This window comes from Acinetobacter sp. 1294243, assembly GCF_000588015.1.
Classification (GTDB): Bacteria; Pseudomonadota; Gammaproteobacteria; order Pseudomonadales; family Moraxellaceae; genus Acinetobacter; species Acinetobacter pittii.
In genome coordinates this window covers 91,553-113,152 of sequence record NZ_JFXG01000010.1, presented here as the reverse complement: position 1 = coordinate 113,152, position 21,600 = coordinate 91,553, and the positions used below count along the sequence as shown (strand labels likewise).

Here is a 21,600-nt window from a genome sequence, read left to right as displayed (position 1 = left end):
GCTTAAGCACTGATTCACACAGAAAATTTATTTCATTTTACAAATGAACTTGCTAGCATCGAAGTGACGTTTTTGGTGATGTGTGGCAGCGAATGTCTTCAGGACAACAAGTTTTACTTAAACTAAGAAAAATGATTATTTCAGGGGAACTTGAAGGCGGTGCCAGAATTGCCGAAATTCCGACTGCCGAGTTACTTGGTGTTTCAAGGCAGCCTGTTCGTATTGCCTTTCGGTTGCTCGAACAAGAAGGTCTCCTCATTAAAAACCCAACTCGTGGTTACACGGTTCGTGAAATTTCAGAACAACTGGTACATGACGCACTTGAAGTACGCGGCGTTCTGGAAGGTTTGGCTGCGAAAACTTTGGCAGAACAAGGCCTAAGCGAAGAACAAAAAAAGACGCTACAACATTGCATTCAAGAAACTGAAAAACTATTTAATGATAAAGACGAGTTTGGTGATGCTGAACTGGGACGTTATCACCATTTCAACGTCATTTTTCATGACACGATTATTGAAGGCGCGCAAAACGTCGCACTCATACAAGCCTTAGCGAAAAATAATCAGCTACCAATGGCATCTGCCCAAGCCATTACCTATGACCAGAACCAAGCTTTATCGGAATATCGCCGTTTGCACTATGCACATTTACAGCATTGTTCGATTTTTGATGCGTTGGTACATCGTCAGGCAGGGCGTGCTGAAACTTTAATGCGTGAGCACAGTAGTGTAGTGATTTTGGGTGAAACGCTAAGAAATGTTCTCAGCGCCTAAGGTGAAAGAAGTTCCTTTATTTTCGAATAAAGGAACTTGAGTATTAAAGCTCAATCACAAGATTTTTAGTTTTTGCACGAGAACAGCAGGGTGTAAATTGGTCGTTCAAAGCATGTTCCTCATCGGTCATAAATATATCCCGATGATCTGGCGTGCCTTCTACTACGCGGGTAATACACGTACCACAAATACCTTGTTCACACGAAACAGGAATATCAAAACCATTTGCAATTAATGCCTCAATAGCTGTCTGCTCTGGTAATACTTCAATTCGGCGGCCCGTACCTTTCACTTCAATCGTGAAAACTTCATCGTTGGACGTATCTACCTTTTGAGCAACAAAATGCTCTTGATGTAACTGTTCACTATGCCAACCTGCTTGTTCAGCCGAGCTCATGACAAACTGCATAAAACCTGTTGGCCCACATACATATAAGTGTTTATCAGGTGAAGCTTGGCCCAAAGCCTCTGCCATATTACATTCAGTGTCTGATTGATCTTGAATGTGAAAATGGACTTGGTCACCAAAGTGCTCGGTTAAGTTGCCATAGAAGGCAATCATTTCATGACTGCGAACGAAGTAGTGCAATTCAAAAGGAATATTGGCTGACTTAAGCCGATACGCCATCGACAAAATAGGGGTAATACCGATACCACCCGCAAATAAAACCGCCTGTTTGGTTTGAGGGTGAATCTCAAATAAATTACGTGGCTCACCAATTTTTAAATGATCGCCTTCACGATATTCATTGTGAATGCAACGTGAACCACCGCGTGAATTGGCATCATGTAAAACACCAATGACATAGCGATGTTTTTCACTGCAACAGTTTGAAAGTGAATATTGACGGGTTAGACCATTTTTCAGGTGCACATCAATATGCGCACCTGCTTCAAAACTCGGCAGCGCTGTACCATTTGCTGCAACCAATTCAAAAGCACGAATGGTTGGGGTAAGCTGGTGAATTTTTTGAATGATAACGTCCATGTTCATGCTCCTTTAAATAATCCGAATGTTTGGAAACTTCTGTGTGGACGTTTCAGGAGGTGTTTTATTTTCTTCGGCAAGCAGTCGCTCAATCACCTTACGGGACTGGACACCGCCTGCGTCGATGTTGAGCATGAGTAACTTGCGATGTGGATTGTTTAAAATATTTTGCTGCTGTTGCTCCAGCATTTCTAAATCTTCAGTAAAGATTTTGCCTTGGCCTTCACGAATTTGATCGGTGAGTTCAGCATTATCTGGCTGGAAATTACGCGCCATTCCCCAGAAATACCAGTGAGAGGTTTCAGTCTCTGGTGTAATAAAATCGACCACAATTGAGGAAACTTTTTTGTCTTTTGGTGCGTTATAACCACCATGTCCAGCATGTGCTACACCTACTTCAATGTGGACATTACTTGGCGCAAAGAAGTGACAACGTTGCCAACGGTCAACAGGTACATCATCTGCTAAGTGGTTACCACGAAGCGCCATTTGCCAAAATGGAGGTGCGATCACATTTTCCATATAGCGTTCGGTAATGACATGGTCGCCGTCAACTTTAGTCACAGGCAATGATTCATCAATCTCTTTTTGCCCAATACTGCTTGAGTGAACATAGGTCTCGTGGGTTAAATCCATCAGGTTGTCGACCATCAAGCGATAATCACACTGAATGTGAAATAGGCCTCCGCCATAGCTCCATTCAGGATGATCTGCCCATTCTAAAGTTGGCAGTTTTGCTTCATCTGCTAAAGCTTTCTCGCCTGGCCATATCCAAATAAAACCGAATTTTTCGACAACTGCATATGATTTATTGCAAGGGAAACCATTTACACGTTGAGCTGGCATTGAAACGGTCTTTCCGTCACACCCCATCACTAGTCCATGATAACCACACACGAGGTTGCCATCTTCGACATAGCCAAGTGAAAGTGGGGCGCCGCGATGGGGACAAAAATCTTCAACGGCTGCAACTTGGTTTTCTTTGCCACGATAAAAAACGATTTTTTCACCACAGATGGTGCGACCTAATGGTTTGTCTTGGATTTCTTCTGGGCGGCAGGCAACATACCAAGCATTTTTAATAAACATTGTGACGACTCCTTATCACTTATTGGATCCAATTTATAGTAAATAAAAATATTGGTCAATTGATAAGCAGTATTTTTTTTGAAAAATATTGATCTTTTGATTTGGTTGTTTTGTATATTTTTAATTGCTATTAAAGACTTTTGTGATTACTTTGAATTTTAGAGGCTAAATTTTTATTGATCTTAATTTGGATCCATAATGGCTGTGGTTATAGCCATTATGGGGGGCGTGAAAATTTAGAAATTAAAAGTGTAATGAAGCATCATGCGCTGTTCATCCAGACTTTTGCCGTGTTTGGTGTCGTAGTTAATATTTAAGAAAAGAAACTTAAGATTTTTAATCCAAGCATTTAGGTCGTATTGAATCAACACGTCACTTTCTTGCTCAAAATCATTTTGATTCATTGTTTGAAATGAATCGCCATAAATATATTTGTAGGTCACTTTTAGACCCTTGATATAGTCTTTAAAGTCATACGAAGCAACGAAATGATAAGATTTTTCATCTGCTTTGGTAAACGCGCCTAAGGTCCAGTTCACCATGTGCGGAATGGGCATATTGTCGAGTTTTGGAATACCATCTTTGCCAAAGTTTTCTTGATAGCCAATTCCAGTTGTAAAGTTTCCATGTTTAATGAAATGCATGGCCCCTACAGATGTATTGTCATATTCGCCAAGCTTTGATTTGCCGACATCATCGTGGCGAAACACACGTAATTTTGTGGTGTGCTGTTTTGTCCATTGATAATCAAAAGCAAAGTAACTTTGATTAATGAGATCTGTTAAGTAACCATTGTAAAATTTCTAATGATATCTAGGTGTTTTGCCGTCCCATTGAAAGAAATAGAGCCCGTCAGATTCATGTTTTGATATGGCGAGTTTGTGGTAGTCCTCCTCATTTTTTGGTGAATAACGGTTAATCAAACCCAGCTCGAAATTTTGTTGTGGTGTCTTATATTTTAATTCCAAGCCTTTATAATTCACTCGTAATTGATGTGTATCCACTTGTGGCGTAAGTGGTGAGTCGGGAGTGATTTCACCTACATTCATGCGAAAGTTTTGATATTCAACTCCAGCACCTAAGCCATATTTAACTTGGTCTTGTGCTTGTTTCTTGGTGTTAGGGTCAAATGGTATGACCATATCATTGGTGTGTTGGTCGTTACTTAGGCGATAAGCATATTGGATGCTTGGATTGAGGTGTAGTTGAACCTCATTCAGTTTGGTTGACCAGTCGCCACGATAAATTAAGCCTTGGCTAAAGCTATGAGTATCGGGGCTAGTACCATTTTCATATTGTCTGTCGAAGTTGAATGTTTTTAGTGTGAGTGTATTTTGAAAATTAACATCGACTGCACTATGAGCTAAACAGCAGGCAAGGGTCGTCCCTGAGAAGAAAATCCCATAAATAAAAATATGCTTCATTTTTAAATCCGTTTAAAAGCGTTTTACTGTTCTAAATCCGACATGGCTGGTGGCAAGGTCGAGTTCTTGTGGATGCCTCGCGGCAGCACGATAACGCGCGCAATAGTTGGTTGCGCATAAATAAGATCCACCTTTAATCGTATATTGCAAAATCTGTTCGTGACTTTGCCGATATTTCGATGGATCTCCCATATGATGGTCTCGTGGTCCTGTATAGGGTGTTTGCGTCCATTCCCATACATTGCCAATCAGGTCATACAAACCAAAGGGGTTTTTACTAAAACAACCCACAGGGGCAATATCCTTAAAACCATCTTCCTGAATGTTTTTATAAGGAAATTCTCCTTGCCAGAAATTGGCTACAATATGACCTTCGTGGGTCGGGCCAATATCGGAATTTTGTTGAAAACCTTTGGCTGCATATTCCCACTCAAGCTCAGTCGGTAAGTCATGACCTAGCCAGTTTGCATAAGCGTAGGCATCATTCCATGTCACCATACGGACAGGCTCATGAGGTGCGGGTTGTTTAGGGTTGTTTGGGCCCCATGGATGTTTCCAATTGGCCCCTTTTTCAAATTTCCACCATTGTAATTCTTCAACTGGATGATCTGGTTGTACAAACATAGCTGCGCCGCCTTGCTTCTCTGCTTCGGTGACATAACCCGTTTGTTTAACAAACTCTTGAAATTGAGCATTGGTGACTTCAGTTGCATCAATTAAAAAAGCGGGAACGGAAGTTGCCTGTAAATTTAATGGGCGTTCATCTTCATAACCTTGTGTGGTGCCTAAAACAATTTTTCCTTGCGGAAGCTTGACCATGCCTGCTTCTTTATTTTTAGGCCAACCCGAAGGAAGGCCCGAATAAGAATTACATTTAGCTTTGCTGCCTAAGTCGGGCAAGGTGGTCTGTTCTAGTTGAGGCGTGGTTTTTTGGCATGCACAAAGTAAGAGGAACGATGAAAGCATCATGATCTGTTTCATCTGGTTTTCTCTACTTTTTGTTATATTGCTCAAAATCCACAACACCATTTTCATCGGCATATCTTAAATATTTATCATTTAAGACTTTGACGATCTCAGGATGGGCTGCATAAACATTATGTTGCTCATTAAAATCTGTTTTTAAATTGTAGAGTTCCCAGCCATGGCTCTTAAATTTAGAAGGTGAGTTTTCAACAAGTTTCCATTCGTCAGTTTTAGCGTAGCGGCTGCCATGTAGTTCTTTAAAGTCATAATAATTAACAGGACGAATACGGGCAGTATTATCTTTAAACGCAGGGATCAGACTAAAACCAGATGGTTTAATTTTGGTGCTTGAAGTTGGATAAACCTGATTATTTTGAATACCTGCTAGCTCCATCACAGTGGGGAATATATCTCTGACTGTTGCAAAGTTATTGTTAATTCCATGTTGTTTAGAAATCTGAACAGGTGATTTAACAATAAATGGGACTCGTACTCCGCCTTCTGAAGCCGCTGACTTCCAGTGGGTAAATGGTGTGCTGCTCACTTCGGCCCAGCGTGGTCCCATGTAAACATATGAGCTGGCGTTACCTATATTTTCATAGCGATTGTCGGCATCACCCATTGGGAAATTATGATCACCACCTTCAGCGCCGTTATCTGACATAAACACTATCAAAGTGTTGTCATATAAATGATGCTTTTTAAGATATTGAATAACATCGCCTACGCGGTCGTCTAACTGAGTGACCATGCCAGAATAAACTTCCATTTTACGCGCTTCATATTTGCGCTCTTGTGGGGTGAGTTCATTCCAGCTTTTGGTGCCTAAAGCTTGGTTACCACGCTCGACTGGATATTCTGCATTTGCAGGAATTAATCCTAATTTCTTTTGACGTTCAAAGCGTTGTTTACGAATTGCATCGTAGCCTTGATCGTATTTACCTTTGTATAAGTCTCTATAATGAGCAGGGGCTTGTATTGGCCAGTGTGGAGCGGTATAGGCGAGGTAGGGAAAAAATGGTTTCTGCGCTTTATTTTTATCTAAGTACTCAAAAGCTTTTTGTGTAAAAAAGTCGGTTGAATAGTAGTTGTCAGGCAGTGTGACCTTTTGACCATTTTCCGTGTATTGGGTGTTGCGCGGATAGTTTTTAGGTTGCTCTTTAAAGTGTAAATCGAAACCATCGAGCAGGGCAAAAGATTGGTCAAAACCACGGGCTTTAGGATTTTGGTCGGGAGCATAGCCTAAATGCCATTTACCGACCATAAAGGTGTAATAATCTTTTGTCTTTAAAATTTCTGCGAGTGTATACGCATTTTGCGTTAGGTGTCCTGAATATCCATCAATTTTAAGGAGTGCACGTGGGCTATTGGCTCCAACCAATTTTTCTTGTCGTTTAGAAGTTTCATACATGGCACCTAAACCTACCAAGTGGTTATCTGCACCTGTCATAAGCTGTGCACGAGTAGGTGAACACATTGATGAAGCATGAAAATTGAAAAGCATTTTTCCTTGCTTTAACAGGCTGTCAATATGAGGTGTTTTAATCTCACTGCCATAGGCACTAATGTCTGAAAATCCAAGATCATCGGCCAAAATAATCATGATGTTGGGTAGTGGCTGATTTTTTGGAGATGCTGCTTGCGTTGTGTAAAACAATTGGCTGGCAAAAAAAAGTCCCAATGTAAGCTGGCTTACTCTTTTGAGTTTCATAACAACAATCCTTTGAAGTTTTATAAATGCATCTTGCATTTCATAGAAATGAACAGAGCTTTTTTGGCTAAAAAATGCTCTGGAATCGATCATAATAGATTTTTTATTGTGGATCCATAAAAATATTCAAACAATCTAATTTTATGTTTTTAATAATTTTATACTTATATAATTTATATGTTTATAGATGTTTTAATAATCAATTTATAATTTTAGTTGATTTTTTGGATCCAAATATTCAGTATAGAAAAAGAGCAGGATGCTCAAAAAACAAATATTCCTCTAGGTCATGATGGATACGGATATGCATAACCACCCAATCGCTCATATTAGCAATGTCGTGTATATCTCTTATCCACATTGGGAGATGCACAAATGGAAAGAGATGTTCTAAGTGAGATCAATCACAATAATATGAGCCGTTATCAATGGTTCATCATTTTGATTTGTATTTGTCTCAATATTATTGATGGCTTTGACGTGATGGTAATGGCTTTTACCGCGCCATCCGTGTCAGCAGAATGGTCACTTTCAGGCGCACAAATTGGCTTGTTGTTAAGTGCTGGCCTTTTTGGAATGGCTGCCGGTTCAATTTTTCTCGCGCCTTTAGCCGATAAAATCGGTCGCCGTTTACTCATCTTAGTTTGTCTTGTAATTGCAGGTCTTAGCATGCTGGGCTGTGCTTTTGTACAAAGCCACGGCATGTTAGCTGCACTTCGGTTTATTACCGGAATTGGGGTGGGGGGCATCCTTGCGAGTAGTAATGTATTGGCAAGTGAATATGCCAATGCTCGCTGGCGCAGTCTTGCTGTTAGTTTAATGTCTACTGGTTATGGAATTGGCGCGACACTTGGCGGGGTACTATCACTGGCATTGATTGAGCATTTAGGTTGGCGCTCAATCTTTTTAGCAGGTGGGGTTACTACCATTGCAATGCTGCTGATCAGCGCGTGGTTATTACCTGAATCTTTAGATTACTTATTCGCGAAACGACCAAAACAGGCACTAGAACGAATTAATGCAACTGTAAATCGTATGGGGCTAAACGAATTACCAGTTATGCCGCGTTATGAAAAAATCAGCACACAAAATGGCAGTGAGCTGGGCAAATTATTTGCTGGACAACTTGGATTTCAAACGCTTTGTTTGTGGTTTGCATTCTTTTTAGTGATGTTTGGCTTTTACTTTGTCATGAGCTGGACACCAAAAATTCTAATTTCAATGGGAATGTCACCAGAGCAAGGTGTAAGTACCGGTATTTTAATTAGTATTGGTGGGATTTTTGGGGCAGCCATTATTGGTTTATTGGCATCACGTATGAAAATCTTCTATGCCTTAAGCCTGTTTTTAGGACTAACCTCGGCATGTGTTTTCCTATTTGTCGCTGTCTCATCTCAAGTGAGCATTGCACTCATGGTGGGGTTATTACTTGGCACACTCATTAATGGCTGTGTGGCAGGGTTATATTCTATTTCTCCAACAATTTATGATGCTGAAATCCGTAGTCGCGGCGTGGGCTATGCAATTGGTTTTGGACGAATTGGGGCAATTTTATCGCCAACGGTTGCAGGCATCTTCCTGGATAAAGGTATAGCACCCGCAACGCTGTATGCCTATTACGGTGTGGTGTTTATTTTGGCTATTTTTCTGATTTTAAGTTTGGGTAGTGCTTTTTACCGAGGTAAGAAAGAGCAGAACTACTCGCTTAAAACAGCACCTTAATCCATTAAAAATTAAATAGTTGAGATAAAAAATGAAAAAGACACCAGTATGGGTGGGGGTATGCTTGTGCCCGTTATTTAGTCAAGTTGTGCATGCCGAATTTCTTGCAGACAGTAAAGCTGAGCTAACACTACGTAATTTTTACTTTGACCGAGACTATAAAAAGGACCCATATCCCTATACAGCATCCAGAGATTGGGCGCAGGGTTTAATTTTTAAAGGACAGTCTGGTTATACGGAAGGTGCGGTTGGGTTTGGTGTTGATGTACTGGCAATGGCAGGTTTTAACCTGATGGGAAGCCGTGCTGATGACTATGCGCGTAGTGGCTTATTACCAGTGAATACCGATAACTCGCGTGATGATTATTATGGAAAAATAGGCATTACAGGAAAGGCTAAATTTAGGAAAAATGAGCTTTTTGTGGGGGACTTAGTTCCACAATTACCGACCATTTTTTCATCGCCAGCGCGTTTGTTCCCACAGACTTATCGCGGTATCCGCTTTGTTTCAAATGAAATTCCAAATCTTCAACTCGAAGGGTTTTATGTCGACGAAGTACGGCAGCGCGATTCAATTCGTTATACCGATGTGGGAACAGACAATATCAACCATCGTTTTGACAAAGCGGCAACTACAGACTCGTTTTATACCTTAGGTGGAAGCTATCAGTCAAAGGATTACCGTTTGCGTGCTTATCATGCCGAACTCAAAGACATTTACCAGCAACAATTTTTAGGATTTAACGGCAAACAACCTTTAAATGATCAACTTAATTTTTTAAGCGACGTGCGTTTTTTTAATAGTGAAGAAACTGGAAGTAAAAAAATAGGAGAGGTTGATAACCGCCATATTAGTGGCTTATTTGGTTTGAACTATCAAAATCATACGGTTTCTTTGGGCTACATGCAGTCGTTTGGCTCGACTGGTCTGCCATTTTTGTCGGGAACTGAAAGTCCAGTCGTGCTTGATTTTATGAGCTCAGACTACTCGAATAAAGATGAAAAAGTCTATTCGATTCGTTATGAATATGACTTTAAAAATGCGCGGGTAGGTGATGTTTCATTAAACGGACTGCGTTTTATGACTCGCTATGCAAAAGGTGAAGACATTGATTTGTTGCAATATGGCGATCAGCGTTTTAAAGAAGAGTCGATGGAATTTGATTTAGGTTATAAAATTCCTGAAGGTAAGTTAAAAGGTTTGGGAGTGCGAGCTCGTTTTTCTCACTACCGCAACGATATGCCAACGAATATGACCTTTCACTCGACAAATGAAACGCGGTTAAATGTTGATTACACCTTTAAATTTTAACGTTCAATATTTAACTAAATTAAAGACGAGTTAAAACATTGTGAGCAGCAATGTTTTAACTTTAGTTATCAACTGCACAAAATCCCTCTATAATACCGCCAATCTTATTAAAGCCAATTGAGTCTCTCATTAAACACATGGCTTTAATCTCTCATTTTTTTAAGTCAATTTCTTCGCTGTGATTCGGCTTATTTTTCAATATTTAGAATTTTATGTGTCTGTGCTGACACATAAAAATATTTAGGTGCCAGCATGGAAATCAAGGTTAATTATCTCGACAATCTTCGACAGGAAGCTAAGTTCGATGACTTTACGGTAATTGCCGATCAACCAATTCGCTACAAGGGTGACGGTTCGGCACCGGGCCCATTTGACTATTTTTTAGCGTCGTCAGCATTGTGCGCTGCGTACTTTGTAAAAGTGTATTGTGCAGCTAGAGATATCCCAACCGATAATATTCGTTTATCGCAAAATAATATTGTTGACCCTGAAAACCGCTACAAACAAACCTTTAAAATTCAAATTGAATTCCCAGCCGATATTTCAGAGAAAGATCGCCAAGGGATTTTACGTTCGATTGACCGTTGTACTGTTAAAAAAGTGATTCAAACGGGTCCCGAATTTATTATTGAAGAAGTTGAAAGCATCGACGCAGATGCGCAAGCATTGTTATTGCCAAGCTTAACTTCAGAAAGTCATACCTATATTCAAGGTAAAGACTTACCGTTAGAAGAAACGATTGCTAATATGTCAGCTATTTTGGCAAATTTGGGTATGAAAATCGAAATTGCATCTTGGCGTAATATTGTTCCAAATGTATGGTCGTTACATATTCGTGATGCTCAGTCTCCGATGTGTTTTACCAATGGTAAAGGTGCAACTAAAGAAAGTGCTTTAGCGTCTGCATTAGGCGAGTTTATTGAGCGTTTAAACTGTAACTTCTTCTATAACGACCAGTTCTGGGGTGAAGATATTGCCAATGCTGAATTTGTGCATTATCCAGATGAAAAATGGTTTAAACCGGGCCCAAATGGTGAATTACCTAAAGAAATCTTAGATGAATATTGTCTTGAGATTTATAACCCAGATGATGAGTTACTTGGTACACATTTATATGACACCAACTCAGGCAACGTAGAGCGTGGCATTTGCTCGCTACCTTTTGTGCGCCAGTCTGACGGTGAAGTTGTCTATTTCCCATCAAATTTAATTGAAAACTTGTACTTAAGTAATGGTATGAGTGCGGGTAATACTTTGGCAGAAGCCCAAGTTCAATGCTTGTCAGAAATTTTTGAGCGTGCTGTAAAACGTGAAATTTTAGAAGGTGAAATTGCACTTCCAGATGTTCCTGAAGACGTATTAGCAAAATACCCAAGTATTGTTGCTGGTATTAAAGGTCTAGAAGAGCAAGGTTTCCCAGTATTAGTTAAAGATGCATCGTTAGGCGGTCAGTTCCCTGTAATGTGTGTGACTTTGATGAACCCGCGTACGGGTGGGGTGTTTGCATCTTTCGGTGCGCATCCAAGTTTTGAAGTTGCGTTAGAACGTAGTCTGACTGAATTACTTCAAGGCCGTAGTTTTGAAGGCCTAAATGATTTACCTCAACCAACTTTCCAAAGTAATGCGGTTACTGAGCCGAACAACTTTGTTGAGCACTTTATTGACTCAAGCGGTTTGGTATCTTGGCGTTTCTTTAGCTCTAAATCTGACTATGACTTTGTGGAATGGGATTTTTCTGGTGAAGGCGAAGAGTCGAATGCAGAAGAAGCTGCAACATTGTTCGGTATTCTCGAAGAGATGGGCAAAGAAGTATATATGGCAGTCTATGAGCATTTAGGTGCGACCGCTTGCCGTATTTTAGTACCAGATTATTCAGAAATTTATCTTGTTGAAGATTTGATTTGGGATAATACCAATAAAGCACTTTCATTCCGTGAAGATATTCTAAATCTACATCGTTTGGATGATGAACAGCTTGAGGCATTAGTTGAGCGTTTAGAAGAATGCGAGTTAGACGATTACACAGAAATCACCACGCTGATTGGCATTGAATTTGATGACAATACAGTTTGGGGACAGCTCACCATTTTAGAACTGAAATTGCTAATTTATGTGGCTTTACAACAGTTTGAAGAAGCAAAAGAGCTTGTAGAAACTTACTTGCAATACAACACCAACACCGTTGAGCGTGGCTTGTTCTATCAGTGCATGAACGTGGTGCTTGAAGTGATGTTAGATGAAGAACTAGAGCTTGAAGACTACCTTACGAATTTCCGCCGTATGTTTGGTGACACACGAGTGGACGCGGTATTAGGTTCTGTAGAGGGTAGCGTTCGTTTCTATGGTTTAACGCCAACAAGCATGAAACTAGAAGGACTTGATCGCCATTTACGTCTGATCGAGAGCTATAAAAAGTTGCATGCAGCTCGTGCTAAAGCCGTAGCGATGTAATTTAAAAAGCAAAATAAAAAAAGCCTATTTTTAAATAGGCTTTTTTTATAAAACAACTCGCAGTTTAAGCAGAAGCTTTGGTGATCTCTATGGTTTCTGCATCTGCTCTATAACCTTGTTGCTCATCCAAAGTATGTTTAGCCGGAATATACGACATGGCACGTTCTGCAAGAGCTGTAATGGTGAGACTTGGGTTAACGCCTAAATTGGCACCTAACATTGAACCATCTACAACATATAAGTTTTTATAGTTAAACACGCGGTTTTGTCCATCTACCACGCCGCGCTCTGGGCTTGAAGCAATTGCGCAACCACCCATACAGTGGGCTGTAAAAGGTACATTAAACAAAATTTCGGTAATGGTCGTCATTGGGTGACCATTAAACATTTTTGCGACTTTTTCGGTAAATGCATTGGCCTGCGGAATATACACAGGTAGCTTTTTACCTTCGCTCGATAACACCTTGCCAAAAGGCCAGAACCAATTACGTTTCAAGCGCATGTTGATTGAGGCATCTGCGGTTTGCATCACCAAGAAAATTAAAGTCTGACGTGCAAAACTGACAGGATTACTCATGCGAAGGAAAATAAATGGATGGCAGATTAAGGCCCATAACCAAAAGAAAATACGTGTCCAACCTGGTTTACCTTTAGCCATGTAAGTACACATGAGGCCCATGGCATCTGAACCAGTTTGGTAACGAGTCGCTTCAATGTGAGTGTCATGGTCAAGGTAAATACTTGAACCAATGGCAACACCTTTACTCATGTCGACATCTTTACCAAAAAAGCGAACGCCTAAAATCGACTCGGCATTAGTACGAACGCGATTACCCAAATCATCAGAGATATTTGGCAGAGAACCTGATTGTTTTAAACGGAACAACATTTCTTGGGTTCCCAAAGAAGATGCCGAGAAAATCACGTTACGAACACGCCATGTACGACGTTGTTTGTTAAACCATGAACTCGAACATTCAGTCGTAACTTCATAGCCATCGCTGCCATCGGCTTTGCCATTGAGTGGTTTAACATCAACAACTTTGGTTTCTTCGTAAACCTTGGCACCATTTTTTTCGGCAAAATACAAATAGTTTTTATCTAATGTATTTTTTGCGTTGTGTTTGCAACCTGTCATACAGCCGCCACATGCGGTACAGGTTCCGCGGTCTGGACCTTCGCCGTTAAAGTACGGGTCAGGGTAGGTCTTTCCACCTTGTTCACCTTCGGGTGGAAAAAATGTTGCAACACGAGTCGGTTTAAACGTATGCCCAACACCAACTGCATCGCCCATTTTTTTGAGCATGTGGTCGGCAGGACCGAAAATTTTATTATCCGTCACCCCAAGCATACGTTCGGCTTCAGCATAGTGCTGTGGCATTTCATTTTTCCAGTCCGCCGCATCTGCCCATGTACCTTCATCCCAAATATGTTCAGGTGGAACCAGTAAGGTATTGGCATAGGTGATTGAGCCGCCGCCTACAGCATTACCGCAAATAATGGTGACATGGCGAAAAAAACGCATGTTGAAATAACCGAAAAGTTTCATGCCTGGGCGCCAAATCCAGCGACGGGTATTCCAGTTATTTTTAGCAAAATCTTTAGCTTCCCAGCGTCGCCCCATTTCCATTACAGCAACAGAGTAGCCTTTTTCGGTTAGACGGCAAGCAGAAACACTACCACCAAAGCCTGAACCAATAATGAGGTAATCATAGTCATAATTGTTTGTTGTCATGCCGAGGACTCCTCTCTGGCGATATTTTTATATTGACTGTGTATGTTTATCAATGAATTGCCCAATGCGCTCAATCGAGTCATTAGATTCGTTTAGTATATCTGCGTGGAATTGAAAAACATGTCCGACTCGGTCATAAACCCTTAAGTTCGTCGGAATACCATATTTTTCGGTTTGTTCAGCGAGACGTTTTGCATCGTCTAATAAAACTTCTTCGGTACCGACATGAATTAAAACAGATGGTAATCCCGTTAAGTCGGCATAGAGTGGGGAACAGGTTGGATCGTTTGCCGATTTTTGTCCGCAATAGTTTTTTGCACACCAAGCTAACCAGTCCTCTGACAGCATCGCATCTTGAGTTGCATGAGTTTTCATCGTGCTTCCAGAGAGGCTTAAGTCAACCCAAGGTGAAAGTAAAACTAATGCCGCTGGTAAAGGTAAACCCGCATCTCGTAAAGCAATTACGGTACTTAAACTCAGTCCACCGCCAGCAGAATCGCCAGCGATTACGAGTTTTTTCGGGTCTTGTCCTTGAGCAAGTAAAGCTTTGTAGACTGCAATGACATCTTCAATAGCAGCAGGGTTTGTGTGCTCTGGGGCTAGGCGATATTCAGGTAACCAGACTTGTGCTTGAGCTGCATGTCCGATTTGAGCAGCAAGCTTAGTGTGACTTTTTGAGCTACCAACCACATAGCCACCGCCATGTAAATATAAGATGCCGAGGCCTGATTGAGACGTTTTGGGCTGAATATGAACTGTCGGTACTCGAGCAATTGTTTGCTTTTTTGTTTTATAGCCACGTGGCCCAAGCACAATTGCACTGGCTGTATCACTACAAAAACGTTGTAGCTTTAGTGGGGTTTTAGGGGATAAAGCTGGACGTAGCGTGGTACGAATAGTCCATGCAAGAAGCTGCTTCATAATAAGGACTCATACTAAGCCTAATGACAGTCAGCATCTCTTAAAATAAAGAGTATGCTGACCACTGTTTTTATTTTGCTGATTTGTTGAGTAGGCGAGTTTGCAAGGCAGTCGCAGTTGCAAAAATCTTTTGGTAACCCTGTGGAAGAATACGCTGGATCACATCAACGGCTTTAGCATCGGCTCCGATCAGTAAGCGGCGACGGTCTTTACGAACAGCTTCTAAAATTTGTTGAGCGGCATCGTCAGCAGGGGTGCGAAGTAATTTATCGAAAGCATCCTGACTTTTTAGAGGGTCCATGCCTAAAGACTGGACACTATTATTCATACGGGCAGCTTTGGCAATATTGGTACGAATACCACCCGGATGCACACAGGTCGCACTCACTCCAGCATTTTGTAGATCGAGTTCTTGGCGCAATGATTCAGTAAAACCACGAACGGCAAATTTACTGGCGTTATAAGCACTTTGGGTTGGTTGAGCTGTTAAGCCAAACATACTAGAAATATTAATAATATGCCCATCACCACTTTGCTTTAAGTATGGTAAAAATTCTTTGGTGCCATAAACCACGCCCCAAAAATTAATACCAATCAGCCATTCAAGGTCTTCATAGCTCACACCTTCAGCCGTACTGCCAATTGCGACACCAGCATTATTAAAAATCAGGTTAACTTGGCCATGTTCAACTACTACTGCCTTTGCCCAAGTTGCAACCTCATCACGCTTAGCTACATCAACTTTTTGAGTGGTGACTTTGATTGAATAAGGCGTTAACAGCTCGACTGTTTTGGCTAACCCAGCTTCACTAATGTCAGAAAGTGCCAGATGGCAACCTTGTTTTGCGAGTGCAATGGCAAGTGCTTGTCCAATACCAGAGCCAGCACCTGTCACAGCTGCGACTTTATTTTTAAAAGACTTCATAAAATTCTCCGTTTATTTTTCTCATTTCCTATGGTGAAGCTTGTTTAAGAAATAGCCGAAACCTGTGTGTAGTTTTCAATATCGAAGCGACGAGTACGTTGTCGATATTCAAGAGTAAAACCTGGCCAGTTATTGGTATTTTTGCCATCAGTAGTCTGATACCAACTGGTACAACCTTGAGCCCATACAGTTTTTTTCATTTTTTCTTGAATGCTTTGATTAAACTCATGTTGAACTTCTGCACGAACATTGGTGAACAGAAGTTTGTTTTGTAGGGTTGTTTGAATGGCATCTAAAATATAATTCACTTGGCTTTCAATCATATAGACAATTGAGTTGTGCCCAAGATTGGTGTTTGGACCATAGAGCATAAAGAAGTTTGGAAAGCCGCTCACAGTTAAACCGAGATAAGCTTCTGCACCATCTTTCCATGTATCTTTTAAGGTGCGACCATCAAGACCTGTAATCTGCATGGGCGCCATAAATTCTGTTGCGGCAAAGCCCGTACCATAAATAATGGTATCGACTTCACGCAGATTCCCTTCCGTATCTAAAATGCCATTTTCAGTAATTTCTTGAATGCCCGTATTAATCACATCGACATGAGGCTGGGTCAGTGTTTCATACCAATGATTTGAAATTAAAATACGTTTACAACCAATTGGGTAATCCGGCATAAGACGGTGGCGTAACTTCCCATCTTTAACAACTTTACGGATGTGACGCTGGAATAAATATTCCACCAAAGGCATTTCATTTAAAGAAGTGGTAAAGGCCAGCAAACGAATTTCATGGTGTCCATATTGCAAAGCACGGTCTAGACTTTGCAAAACTGGTAATTTACGGAAAGCCTTTTTCTCTAAAGGTTGGTAAACCCGATCTGGTTTAGGAATCACGTAGGGTGCAGAGCGTTGGTAAACATCGAGATGGGCAACCTGTTTTGCAATTTCAGGTACGAACTGAATTGCACTTGCACCTGTACCGATTACCGCAACACGTTTGCCAGTTAAATCATAGTCATGATCCCAACGCGCTGAGTGGAATGCTTTACCTTTAAAATTTTCAATACCTTTAAGTTTTGGATAGGCAGGGCGGTTAAGCTGACCCACCGCACCGACTAAAAATTCAGCTTCAAACTGTTCGCCAGTTGTGCTTTGAATGTGCCATACCCCTTGTAGTGCATCAAATTCGGCACTGGCTATTTCGGTATTAAATTGAACATGTGGACGAATGTCATATTTATCGGCACAGTGACGTAAATATTGATAAATCTCTTGAGAGGTACCAAAACGATTTTTCCAGCCTAGCTCTTGCTCAAAAGAAAAAGAATATAGATGAGAAGGCACATCACAAGCAGCGCCCGGATAAGTGTTATCACGCCAGACACCACCGACATCGGCAGCTTTTTCAAAGAGCGTAAATTGTTCAAAACCTGCTTGTTTGAGACGAATGGCTAAACCTAAGCCACCGAAACCAGTACCTATAATAGCGATACGTACATTTTTATTTGAATTAGACGTCGAATTAAACATGGGCTGCTCTAAATCCTTAAAAACAGTGAGCGAAAAAATCGCAATTTCCTGTATGCAGAATAGACGTTTATTAACTTGATTTAGAGGATGGATGAGGACAAAATATTGTGATTCGAGGACATTCTGAGCAATACAGTGAAGTATGCATGGGCTTTTGAACGCAGTGTACATAGCGTTCGGCTAATGGCTGATTTCGCACGGGAATCAGGCATTTCTTATGAGACGATTTTAAAAGGGACTGGGCTTAGCCAACAACAATTACTTGACCCTAATATGGTGGTGACAGGCCATCAGGAATTACAGCTCATTCATAACTTGGTTGAGCAACTAGGAGGCAGACCGACATTAGGCTTAGAAGTGGGCACACGCTATCATTTCACCACATTTGGGCCATTAGGCATGGCCCTGATGAGTAGTGCGAGCATTCGTGAAGCACTAGATTTGGCTTTAACCTATTTCACTTTAACTTTTGCTTTTACTCGCTTTGATGTGTCGGATACACCGCAAGGAATTCGCATCGAAATTGATGAGCAAGATATTCCATCTTCAGTGCGTCAATTTATTATTGAACGTGATGCAGCCGCTTTAATTACGGTACAACGCGATCTAGTCCAAGATAATTTTTGCCAATATTTGGCTTTTTCTTTCCAACTCAAAGGCGATGCCGAGCCTTATCAGGACTTATTTGGCGTGATGCCTGAATTTGGTGCTGCGAAAAGCTTTGTAATTCTTGATCCGCAAAAAGTAGACCAAAAGTTGCTTATGGCAAATGAATTGGTTTTACATACAGCTGAAGAACAGTGCCGACAAATATTAGAGAAACGCCAATCACAAAATAAATTTACAACTTTAGTGCAACAGCAATTGATGAACGTGCGAGGGGAAATGCCTTCTATGGAAATCGTGGCTGACCGACTGCATTTAAATGCACGAACCTTACGCCGTCATTTGGCATTAGAGGGGATGACTTTTATTCAGATACGTGAAGAAGTCAGGCAAGTTCTAGCTGAGCAATATTTGGTATTACCAAAAGCTTCGGTTGAGCAAATAGCCGAGTGGTTAGGTTATGCAGAACCTGCCAGCTTTATTCATGCTTATAAAAGATGGCATGGGAAAACACCTCATGCCATGCGTTTAGTACAAAAATAAAAAAATGAAGGGTGCTTTTGCTTTCCCTTCATTAAAGAGCAGTTTATTTAATAAAGCTTAGTTGCTTACTGATTTTTTCTAAAATCGGTGCTTTCTTGGCTTGAAATTCAACTTTGTTTTGTTGAATCAGGTTGTTGCCTTTGGTGTCGATAGAAATAATGAGAGGACCAAATTCTCTCACACGGTTAATCCAAAGGGTTTCTGGCATACCTAGGTCTTGCCATTCAGCGCCTTCAATCTCTTCAACTAAGGTTGCTGCGAGAACTGCGCACCCACCTGGGAAAATGGCATGAACGGCAATATTTTCCTGACATCCAGCAGCTGTTTCTGGTCCCATGCCACCTTTACCCACAATAAGCTTTACGCCAGTTTGCTTGATAAATTCCCGTTCGAATTTTTCCATTCTCATACTGGTTGTTGGACCAATCGAAACCATTTCGAAGTCGTTTTCACCTTTTTTGCGCACAATAGGGCCAGCGTGAAAAATCGCTCCGCCTTCAAGGTTAACTGGTAGTTCTCGACCTTGTTCGATCAGTCTGCGATGGGCAACATCGCGACAAGTCACTAAACGGCCAGTCAAATAAACCACATCACCTACTTTAAGGTCTAAAAGATCTTCATCTTTAATAGGAGTTGTCAGAATTTTTTTCATAGTACAACTCCTTCATGAGACAAGATTTCATACGACATATCTGGATTAATCTTAATTTTGCCACGGCGATGTGCCCAGCAACCTGTATTTACGGCAACCCCAATTGTTGATGGGTGGCGTGCAGAAGATTCAATATTGACTCCCATAACACTGTTATTGCCTGTGAGTCCCTGAGGACCAATACCAATTTCATTAAGACCTTGTTCTAACAGTTGCTCCATCAAGGCAGCGCGTGGGTTATCACTTGTTGAGTCAACCGGACGCATAATGGCGAGCTTAGAAAGGCGAGCCGCTGTTTCAACTGAAGTCGATACGCCAACACCAACCAGTAAGGGTGGGCAGGCATTTACACCGCGTTCGGTAATAACATCCATCACAAATTCAGCAACGCCTTCATAGCCCTGACCTGGCATTAAAACTTTTGCTGCCCCTGGTAAGGTACATCCGCCACCAGCCATATAGACATCAATGGTACAAGTGTCGAGTTCAGGCACAATACGCCAATCTAACCATGGAATTTGGGTACCTGTATTTGTACCGGTATTTTTTTCATCGAAGGTTTCAACAGCGTTGTGACGTAAGGGGCCTATGCGTGTTGCTTCGGCAGTAGCTTCGCTCAAAATATCTTGAAGTTCACCAAGCAAAGGGAAGTTAGCACCTGCTTCAACAAAATATTGAATGACACCAGTGTCTTGGCAGCTTGGGCGGTTGAGTTTATCTGCAGCTTGCTGATTTTCTTCCATCGAGTCATAAACTGATTTAGCCAATGGATTAGTTTCTAAGGTACGAAGTTCAATTAACTTGCTTTTCACATCTTTGGGTAAGCGTTTTCCAATATAAGCCGTAAATTTGGCCATGGTGTCCGTAAGGGACTGGACTGCGATATCTTTGTCCATGTTGTGCTCCTTGAAGAAACTTGTTCAGATTTAATTGATGTAAATAGGGTTATTGGGTGGCTTTAGCAGTGTTTACTTTCACTTTTTGGGAGAAGCTCAGCACTAGTGTTAGTAAGGTCGAGATAATAAGTAGACCGGCAACAAAATAGAGTCCACCTGTGAAATCTCCAGTTTGATCTTTAATCCAGCCGATCATGGCAGGGCCTGCAAACCCACCTAAATTTCCGATTGAATTAATCGTTGCAATGCCTGCTGCTGCGGCTGATCCTGACAAGAACATGGTTGGCATGCTCCATAGCGGTGGCTTGGCACAACTAATACCGACATTCACAATGGTAAGTGCGGCAATTAATCCAATGACATTGTGTGTGCCTGCTGCAATTGCGAGACCAACTGCTGCGGTTAAACATGCAATAGCAACATGCCATGTACGTTCATTGGTGCGGTCAGAGTGTCGAGACCATAAAACCATGGCAATGACAGAAACAATTGGTGGAATGGCATTTAAAAGCCCCACAGTCATAGAAGTTACGCCAAGCTGTTTAATAATTTGTGGCGCCCAGATGCCGAGTGTATAAAGCCCAGCCGACGTTCCGAAATAAATCAATGCAAGAGCAAGTACTCGTGGGTTGGCAAGACCGCGAAGAATGCTGTGATGCTGTGGTGCATTTTTCCCTACATCCTCTTCCTTCATGGTTTTTACAAGCCATTCACGTTCATCCTGTCTTAACCAAGTAGCTTGTTCAGGGCGATCCGTCATATATTTAAAAACAACAACGCCTAAGATGATTGCTGGTATTGCCTCAATAATGAACATCCACTGCCAACCAGCGAGACCCCAAATTCCATGCATTTCAAGTAATGCGGCAGAGATTGGTGAACCCACCGCGGTAGCAATCGGAGCGGCTGCCATGAATAAAGCAATCACCCCAGCGCGATGGCGAGCAGGAAACCAGTAAGTTAAGTACAAAATAATGCCGGGAAAGAAGCCAGCCTCGGCAACACCGAGTAAAAATCGCATAATGTAAAAGCTGGTTGAGCTTTCTACAAATGCCATGCCTGCTGCGATCAACCCCCAAGTCACCATGACTCTAGCAATCCAGATGCGGGCACCGACTTTATGCAAAATAATGTTGGATGGGACTTCAAATAAGAAATAACCCAAAAAGAAAATTCCGGCACCAAACCCGAGAACCGAGGCTGTAAAGCCTAAGTCTTCTTTCATGGTGAGTGCGGCAAAACCAATATTGACGCGGTCGATATAGGCTATAAGGTATAACAACATAATAAACGGTACGATTCTCCAAGTAATTCGACGTAACGTTCGCTTTTCAATATCCATTTCCATGTCATG

At 41.4% G+C, this 21,600-nt stretch carries 16 protein-coding genes and 1 pseudogene; 5 read left to right on the top strand and 12 right to left on the bottom strand.

All coding sequences use genetic code 11. The annotated features are described in order from the left end of the window. The first annotated feature begins 80 nt into the window (after nucleotides 1–80). Nucleotides 81–773 carry a GntR family transcriptional regulator gene (locus J655_RS17255; RefSeq protein ID WP_080973571.1) on the top strand — a complete coding sequence of 231 codons (693 nt, stop codon included), beginning with the start codon at nucleotides 81–83 and terminating at the stop codon, nucleotides 771–773. 43 nt (nucleotides 774–816) lie between these two features. Here the strand turns inward: J655_RS17255 and J655_RS17250 are convergent, their stop codons facing one another. The 5 genes and pseudogenes from J655_RS17250 to J655_RS17235 all read right to left on the bottom strand — a co-directional run bounded on the left by J655_RS17250 (nucleotide 817) and on the right by J655_RS17235 (nucleotide 6,951). Further along, nucleotides 817–1,761: a PDR/VanB family oxidoreductase gene (locus J655_RS17250; protein WP_032007121.1), complete on the bottom strand. Its 945-nt coding sequence runs from the start codon at nucleotides 1,759–1,761 to the stop codon at nucleotides 817–819. Between the two features lie 12 nt (nucleotides 1,762–1,773). Beyond that, complete coding sequence (locus tag J655_RS17245; RefSeq protein WP_032007122.1) at nucleotides 1,774–2,850, bottom strand: aromatic ring-hydroxylating oxygenase subunit alpha; 1,077 nt, start codon at nucleotides 2,848–2,850, stop codon at nucleotides 1,774–1,776. A gap of 236 nt (nucleotides 2,851–3,086) precedes the next feature. Then, a pseudogene (locus J655_RS0104615) lies at nucleotides 3,087–4,274 on the bottom strand (OprD family outer membrane porin). Nucleotides 4,275–4,286: 12 nt separating this feature from the next. Beyond that, entirely contained in the window at nucleotides 4,287–5,240 is a 954-nt protein-coding gene (locus J655_RS17240; RefSeq protein ID WP_081311955.1) for a formylglycine-generating enzyme family protein, read from the bottom strand. 25 nt (nucleotides 5,241–5,265) lie between these two features. Continuing rightward, nucleotides 5,266–6,951 (bottom strand): arylsulfatase, encoded by a 1,686-nt coding sequence (locus tag J655_RS17235; RefSeq protein WP_032052703.1) that lies wholly within the window; start codon nucleotides 6,949–6,951, stop codon nucleotides 5,266–5,268. 375 nt (nucleotides 6,952–7,326) lie between these two features. Between J655_RS17235 and J655_RS17230 the strand changes: the two genes are divergently transcribed. The 3 genes from J655_RS17230 (at nucleotide 7,327) to J655_RS17220 (ending at nucleotide 12,436) form a co-directional block, all read left to right on the top strand. Continuing rightward, nucleotides 7,327–8,673, top strand: a complete 1,347-nt coding sequence (locus tag J655_RS17230; RefSeq protein ID WP_032052702.1) for an MFS transporter — start codon at nucleotides 7,327–7,329, stop codon at nucleotides 8,671–8,673. Between the two features lie 31 nt (nucleotides 8,674–8,704). Then, nucleotides 8,705–9,985, top strand: coding sequence for an OprD family outer membrane porin (locus J655_RS17225; RefSeq protein ID WP_032052701.1), 1,281 nt, complete (start codon nucleotides 8,705–8,707; stop codon nucleotides 9,983–9,985). Nucleotides 9,986–10,237: 252 nt separating this feature from the next. Next, nucleotides 10,238–12,436, top strand: coding sequence for an OsmC domain/YcaO domain-containing protein (locus tag J655_RS17220; RefSeq protein WP_032052700.1), 2,199 nt, complete (start codon nucleotides 10,238–10,240; stop codon nucleotides 12,434–12,436). A 64-nt stretch (nucleotides 12,437–12,500) separates the two neighbouring features. Here the strand turns inward: J655_RS17220 and J655_RS17215 are convergent, their stop codons facing one another. The 4 genes from J655_RS17215 to J655_RS17200 all read right to left on the bottom strand — a co-directional run bounded on the left by J655_RS17215 (nucleotide 12,501) and on the right by J655_RS17200 (nucleotide 17,549). Then, nucleotides 12,501–14,171 (bottom strand): GMC family oxidoreductase, encoded by a 1,671-nt coding sequence (locus J655_RS17215; RefSeq protein WP_032052699.1) that lies wholly within the window; start codon nucleotides 14,169–14,171, stop codon nucleotides 12,501–12,503. A gap of 27 nt (nucleotides 14,172–14,198) precedes the next feature. Next, nucleotides 14,199–15,092, bottom strand: a complete 894-nt coding sequence (locus tag J655_RS17210) for an alpha/beta hydrolase (protein ID WP_032052698.1) — start codon at nucleotides 15,090–15,092, stop codon at nucleotides 14,199–14,201. A 70-nt stretch (nucleotides 15,093–15,162) separates the two neighbouring features. Next, nucleotides 15,163–16,017 carry an SDR family NAD(P)-dependent oxidoreductase gene (locus J655_RS17205; RefSeq protein WP_032052697.1) on the bottom strand — a complete coding sequence of 285 codons (855 nt, stop codon included), beginning with the start codon at nucleotides 16,015–16,017 and terminating at the stop codon, nucleotides 15,163–15,165. 44 nt (nucleotides 16,018–16,061) lie between these two features. Further along, nucleotides 16,062–17,549 carry a flavin-containing monooxygenase gene (locus tag J655_RS17200; RefSeq protein WP_032052696.1) on the bottom strand — a complete coding sequence of 496 codons (1,488 nt, stop codon included), beginning with the start codon at nucleotides 17,547–17,549 and terminating at the stop codon, nucleotides 16,062–16,064. A 135-nt stretch (nucleotides 17,550–17,684) separates the two neighbouring features. On the opposite strand from J655_RS17200, the gene J655_RS17195 reads away from it, so the two are divergent. Next, complete coding sequence (locus J655_RS17195) at nucleotides 17,685–18,698, top strand: AraC family transcriptional regulator (RefSeq protein ID WP_032052695.1); 1,014 nt, start codon at nucleotides 17,685–17,687, stop codon at nucleotides 18,696–18,698. A 43-nt stretch (nucleotides 18,699–18,741) separates the two neighbouring features. Here J655_RS17195 and ttdB read toward each other — a convergent pair whose 3' ends face one another. From ttdB to J655_RS17180, 3 genes are read right to left on the bottom strand one after another with little or no spacing between them, the layout of a single operon-like run. Continuing rightward, a complete protein-coding gene (gene ttdB / locus J655_RS17190) occupies nucleotides 18,742–19,350 on the bottom strand; it encodes a L(+)-tartrate dehydratase subunit beta (RefSeq protein WP_000722967.1) in 609 nt (202 codons plus the stop codon). Then, nucleotides 19,347–20,246: a L(+)-tartrate dehydratase subunit alpha gene (ttdA, locus tag J655_RS17185; protein ID WP_002163154.1), complete on the bottom strand. Its 900-nt coding sequence runs from the start codon at nucleotides 20,244–20,246 to the stop codon at nucleotides 19,347–19,349. Before ttdA ends, ttdB begins: the two co-directional genes overlap by 4 nt. Nucleotides 20,247–20,295: 49 nt before the next feature. Continuing rightward, nucleotides 20,296–21,594, bottom strand: coding sequence for an MFS transporter (locus J655_RS17180; protein ID WP_002163178.1), 1,299 nt, complete (start codon nucleotides 21,592–21,594; stop codon nucleotides 20,296–20,298). Between the last annotated feature and the right edge of the window lie 6 nt (nucleotides 21,595–21,600).

What these genes read in the sequence shown, in the direction of transcription:
- J655_RS17180 (WP_002163178.1), bottom strand. Translation starts at nt 21,594, where the DNA reads ATGGAAATGGATATTGAAAAGCGAACGTTACGTCGAATTACTTGGAGA.
- J655_RS17250 (WP_032007121.1), bottom strand. Translation starts at nt 1,761, where the DNA reads ATGGACGTTATCATTCAAAAAATTCACCAGCTTACCCCAACCATTCGT.
- J655_RS17235 (WP_032052703.1), bottom strand. Translation starts at nt 6,951, where the DNA reads ATGAAACTCAAAAGAGTAAGCCAGCTTACATTGGGACTTTTTTTTGCC.
- J655_RS17225 (WP_032052701.1), top strand. Translation starts at nt 8,705, where the DNA reads ATGAAAAAGACACCAGTATGGGTGGGGGTATGCTTGTGCCCGTTATTT.
- J655_RS17240 (WP_081311955.1), bottom strand. Translation starts at nt 5,240, where the DNA reads ATGCTTTCATCGTTCCTCTTACTTTGTGCATGCCAAAAAACCACGCCT.
- ttdB (WP_000722967.1), bottom strand. Translation starts at nt 19,350, where the DNA reads ATGAAAAAAATTCTGACAACTCCTATTAAAGATGAAGATCTTTTAGAC.
- J655_RS17215 (WP_032052699.1), bottom strand. Translation starts at nt 14,171, where the DNA reads ATGACAACAAACAATTATGACTATGATTACCTCATTATTGGTTCAGGC.
- J655_RS17220 (WP_032052700.1), top strand. Translation starts at nt 10,238, where the DNA reads ATGGAAATCAAGGTTAATTATCTCGACAATCTTCGACAGGAAGCTAAG.
- J655_RS17245 (WP_032007122.1), bottom strand. Translation starts at nt 2,850, where the DNA reads ATGTTTATTAAAAATGCTTGGTATGTTGCCTGCCGCCCAGAAGAAATC.
- ttdA (WP_002163154.1), bottom strand. Translation starts at nt 20,246, where the DNA reads ATGGACAAAGATATCGCAGTCCAGTCCCTTACGGACACCATGGCCAAA.
- J655_RS17230 (WP_032052702.1), top strand. Translation starts at nt 7,327, where the DNA reads ATGGAAAGAGATGTTCTAAGTGAGATCAATCACAATAATATGAGCCGT.
- J655_RS17205 (WP_032052697.1), bottom strand. Translation starts at nt 16,017, where the DNA reads ATGAAGTCTTTTAAAAATAAAGTCGCAGCTGTGACAGGTGCTGGCTCT.
- J655_RS17200 (WP_032052696.1), bottom strand. Translation starts at nt 17,549, where the DNA reads ATGTTTAATTCGACGTCTAATTCAAATAAAAATGTACGTATCGCTATT.
- J655_RS17210 (WP_032052698.1), bottom strand. Translation starts at nt 15,092, where the DNA reads ATGAAGCAGCTTCTTGCATGGACTATTCGTACCACGCTACGTCCAGCT.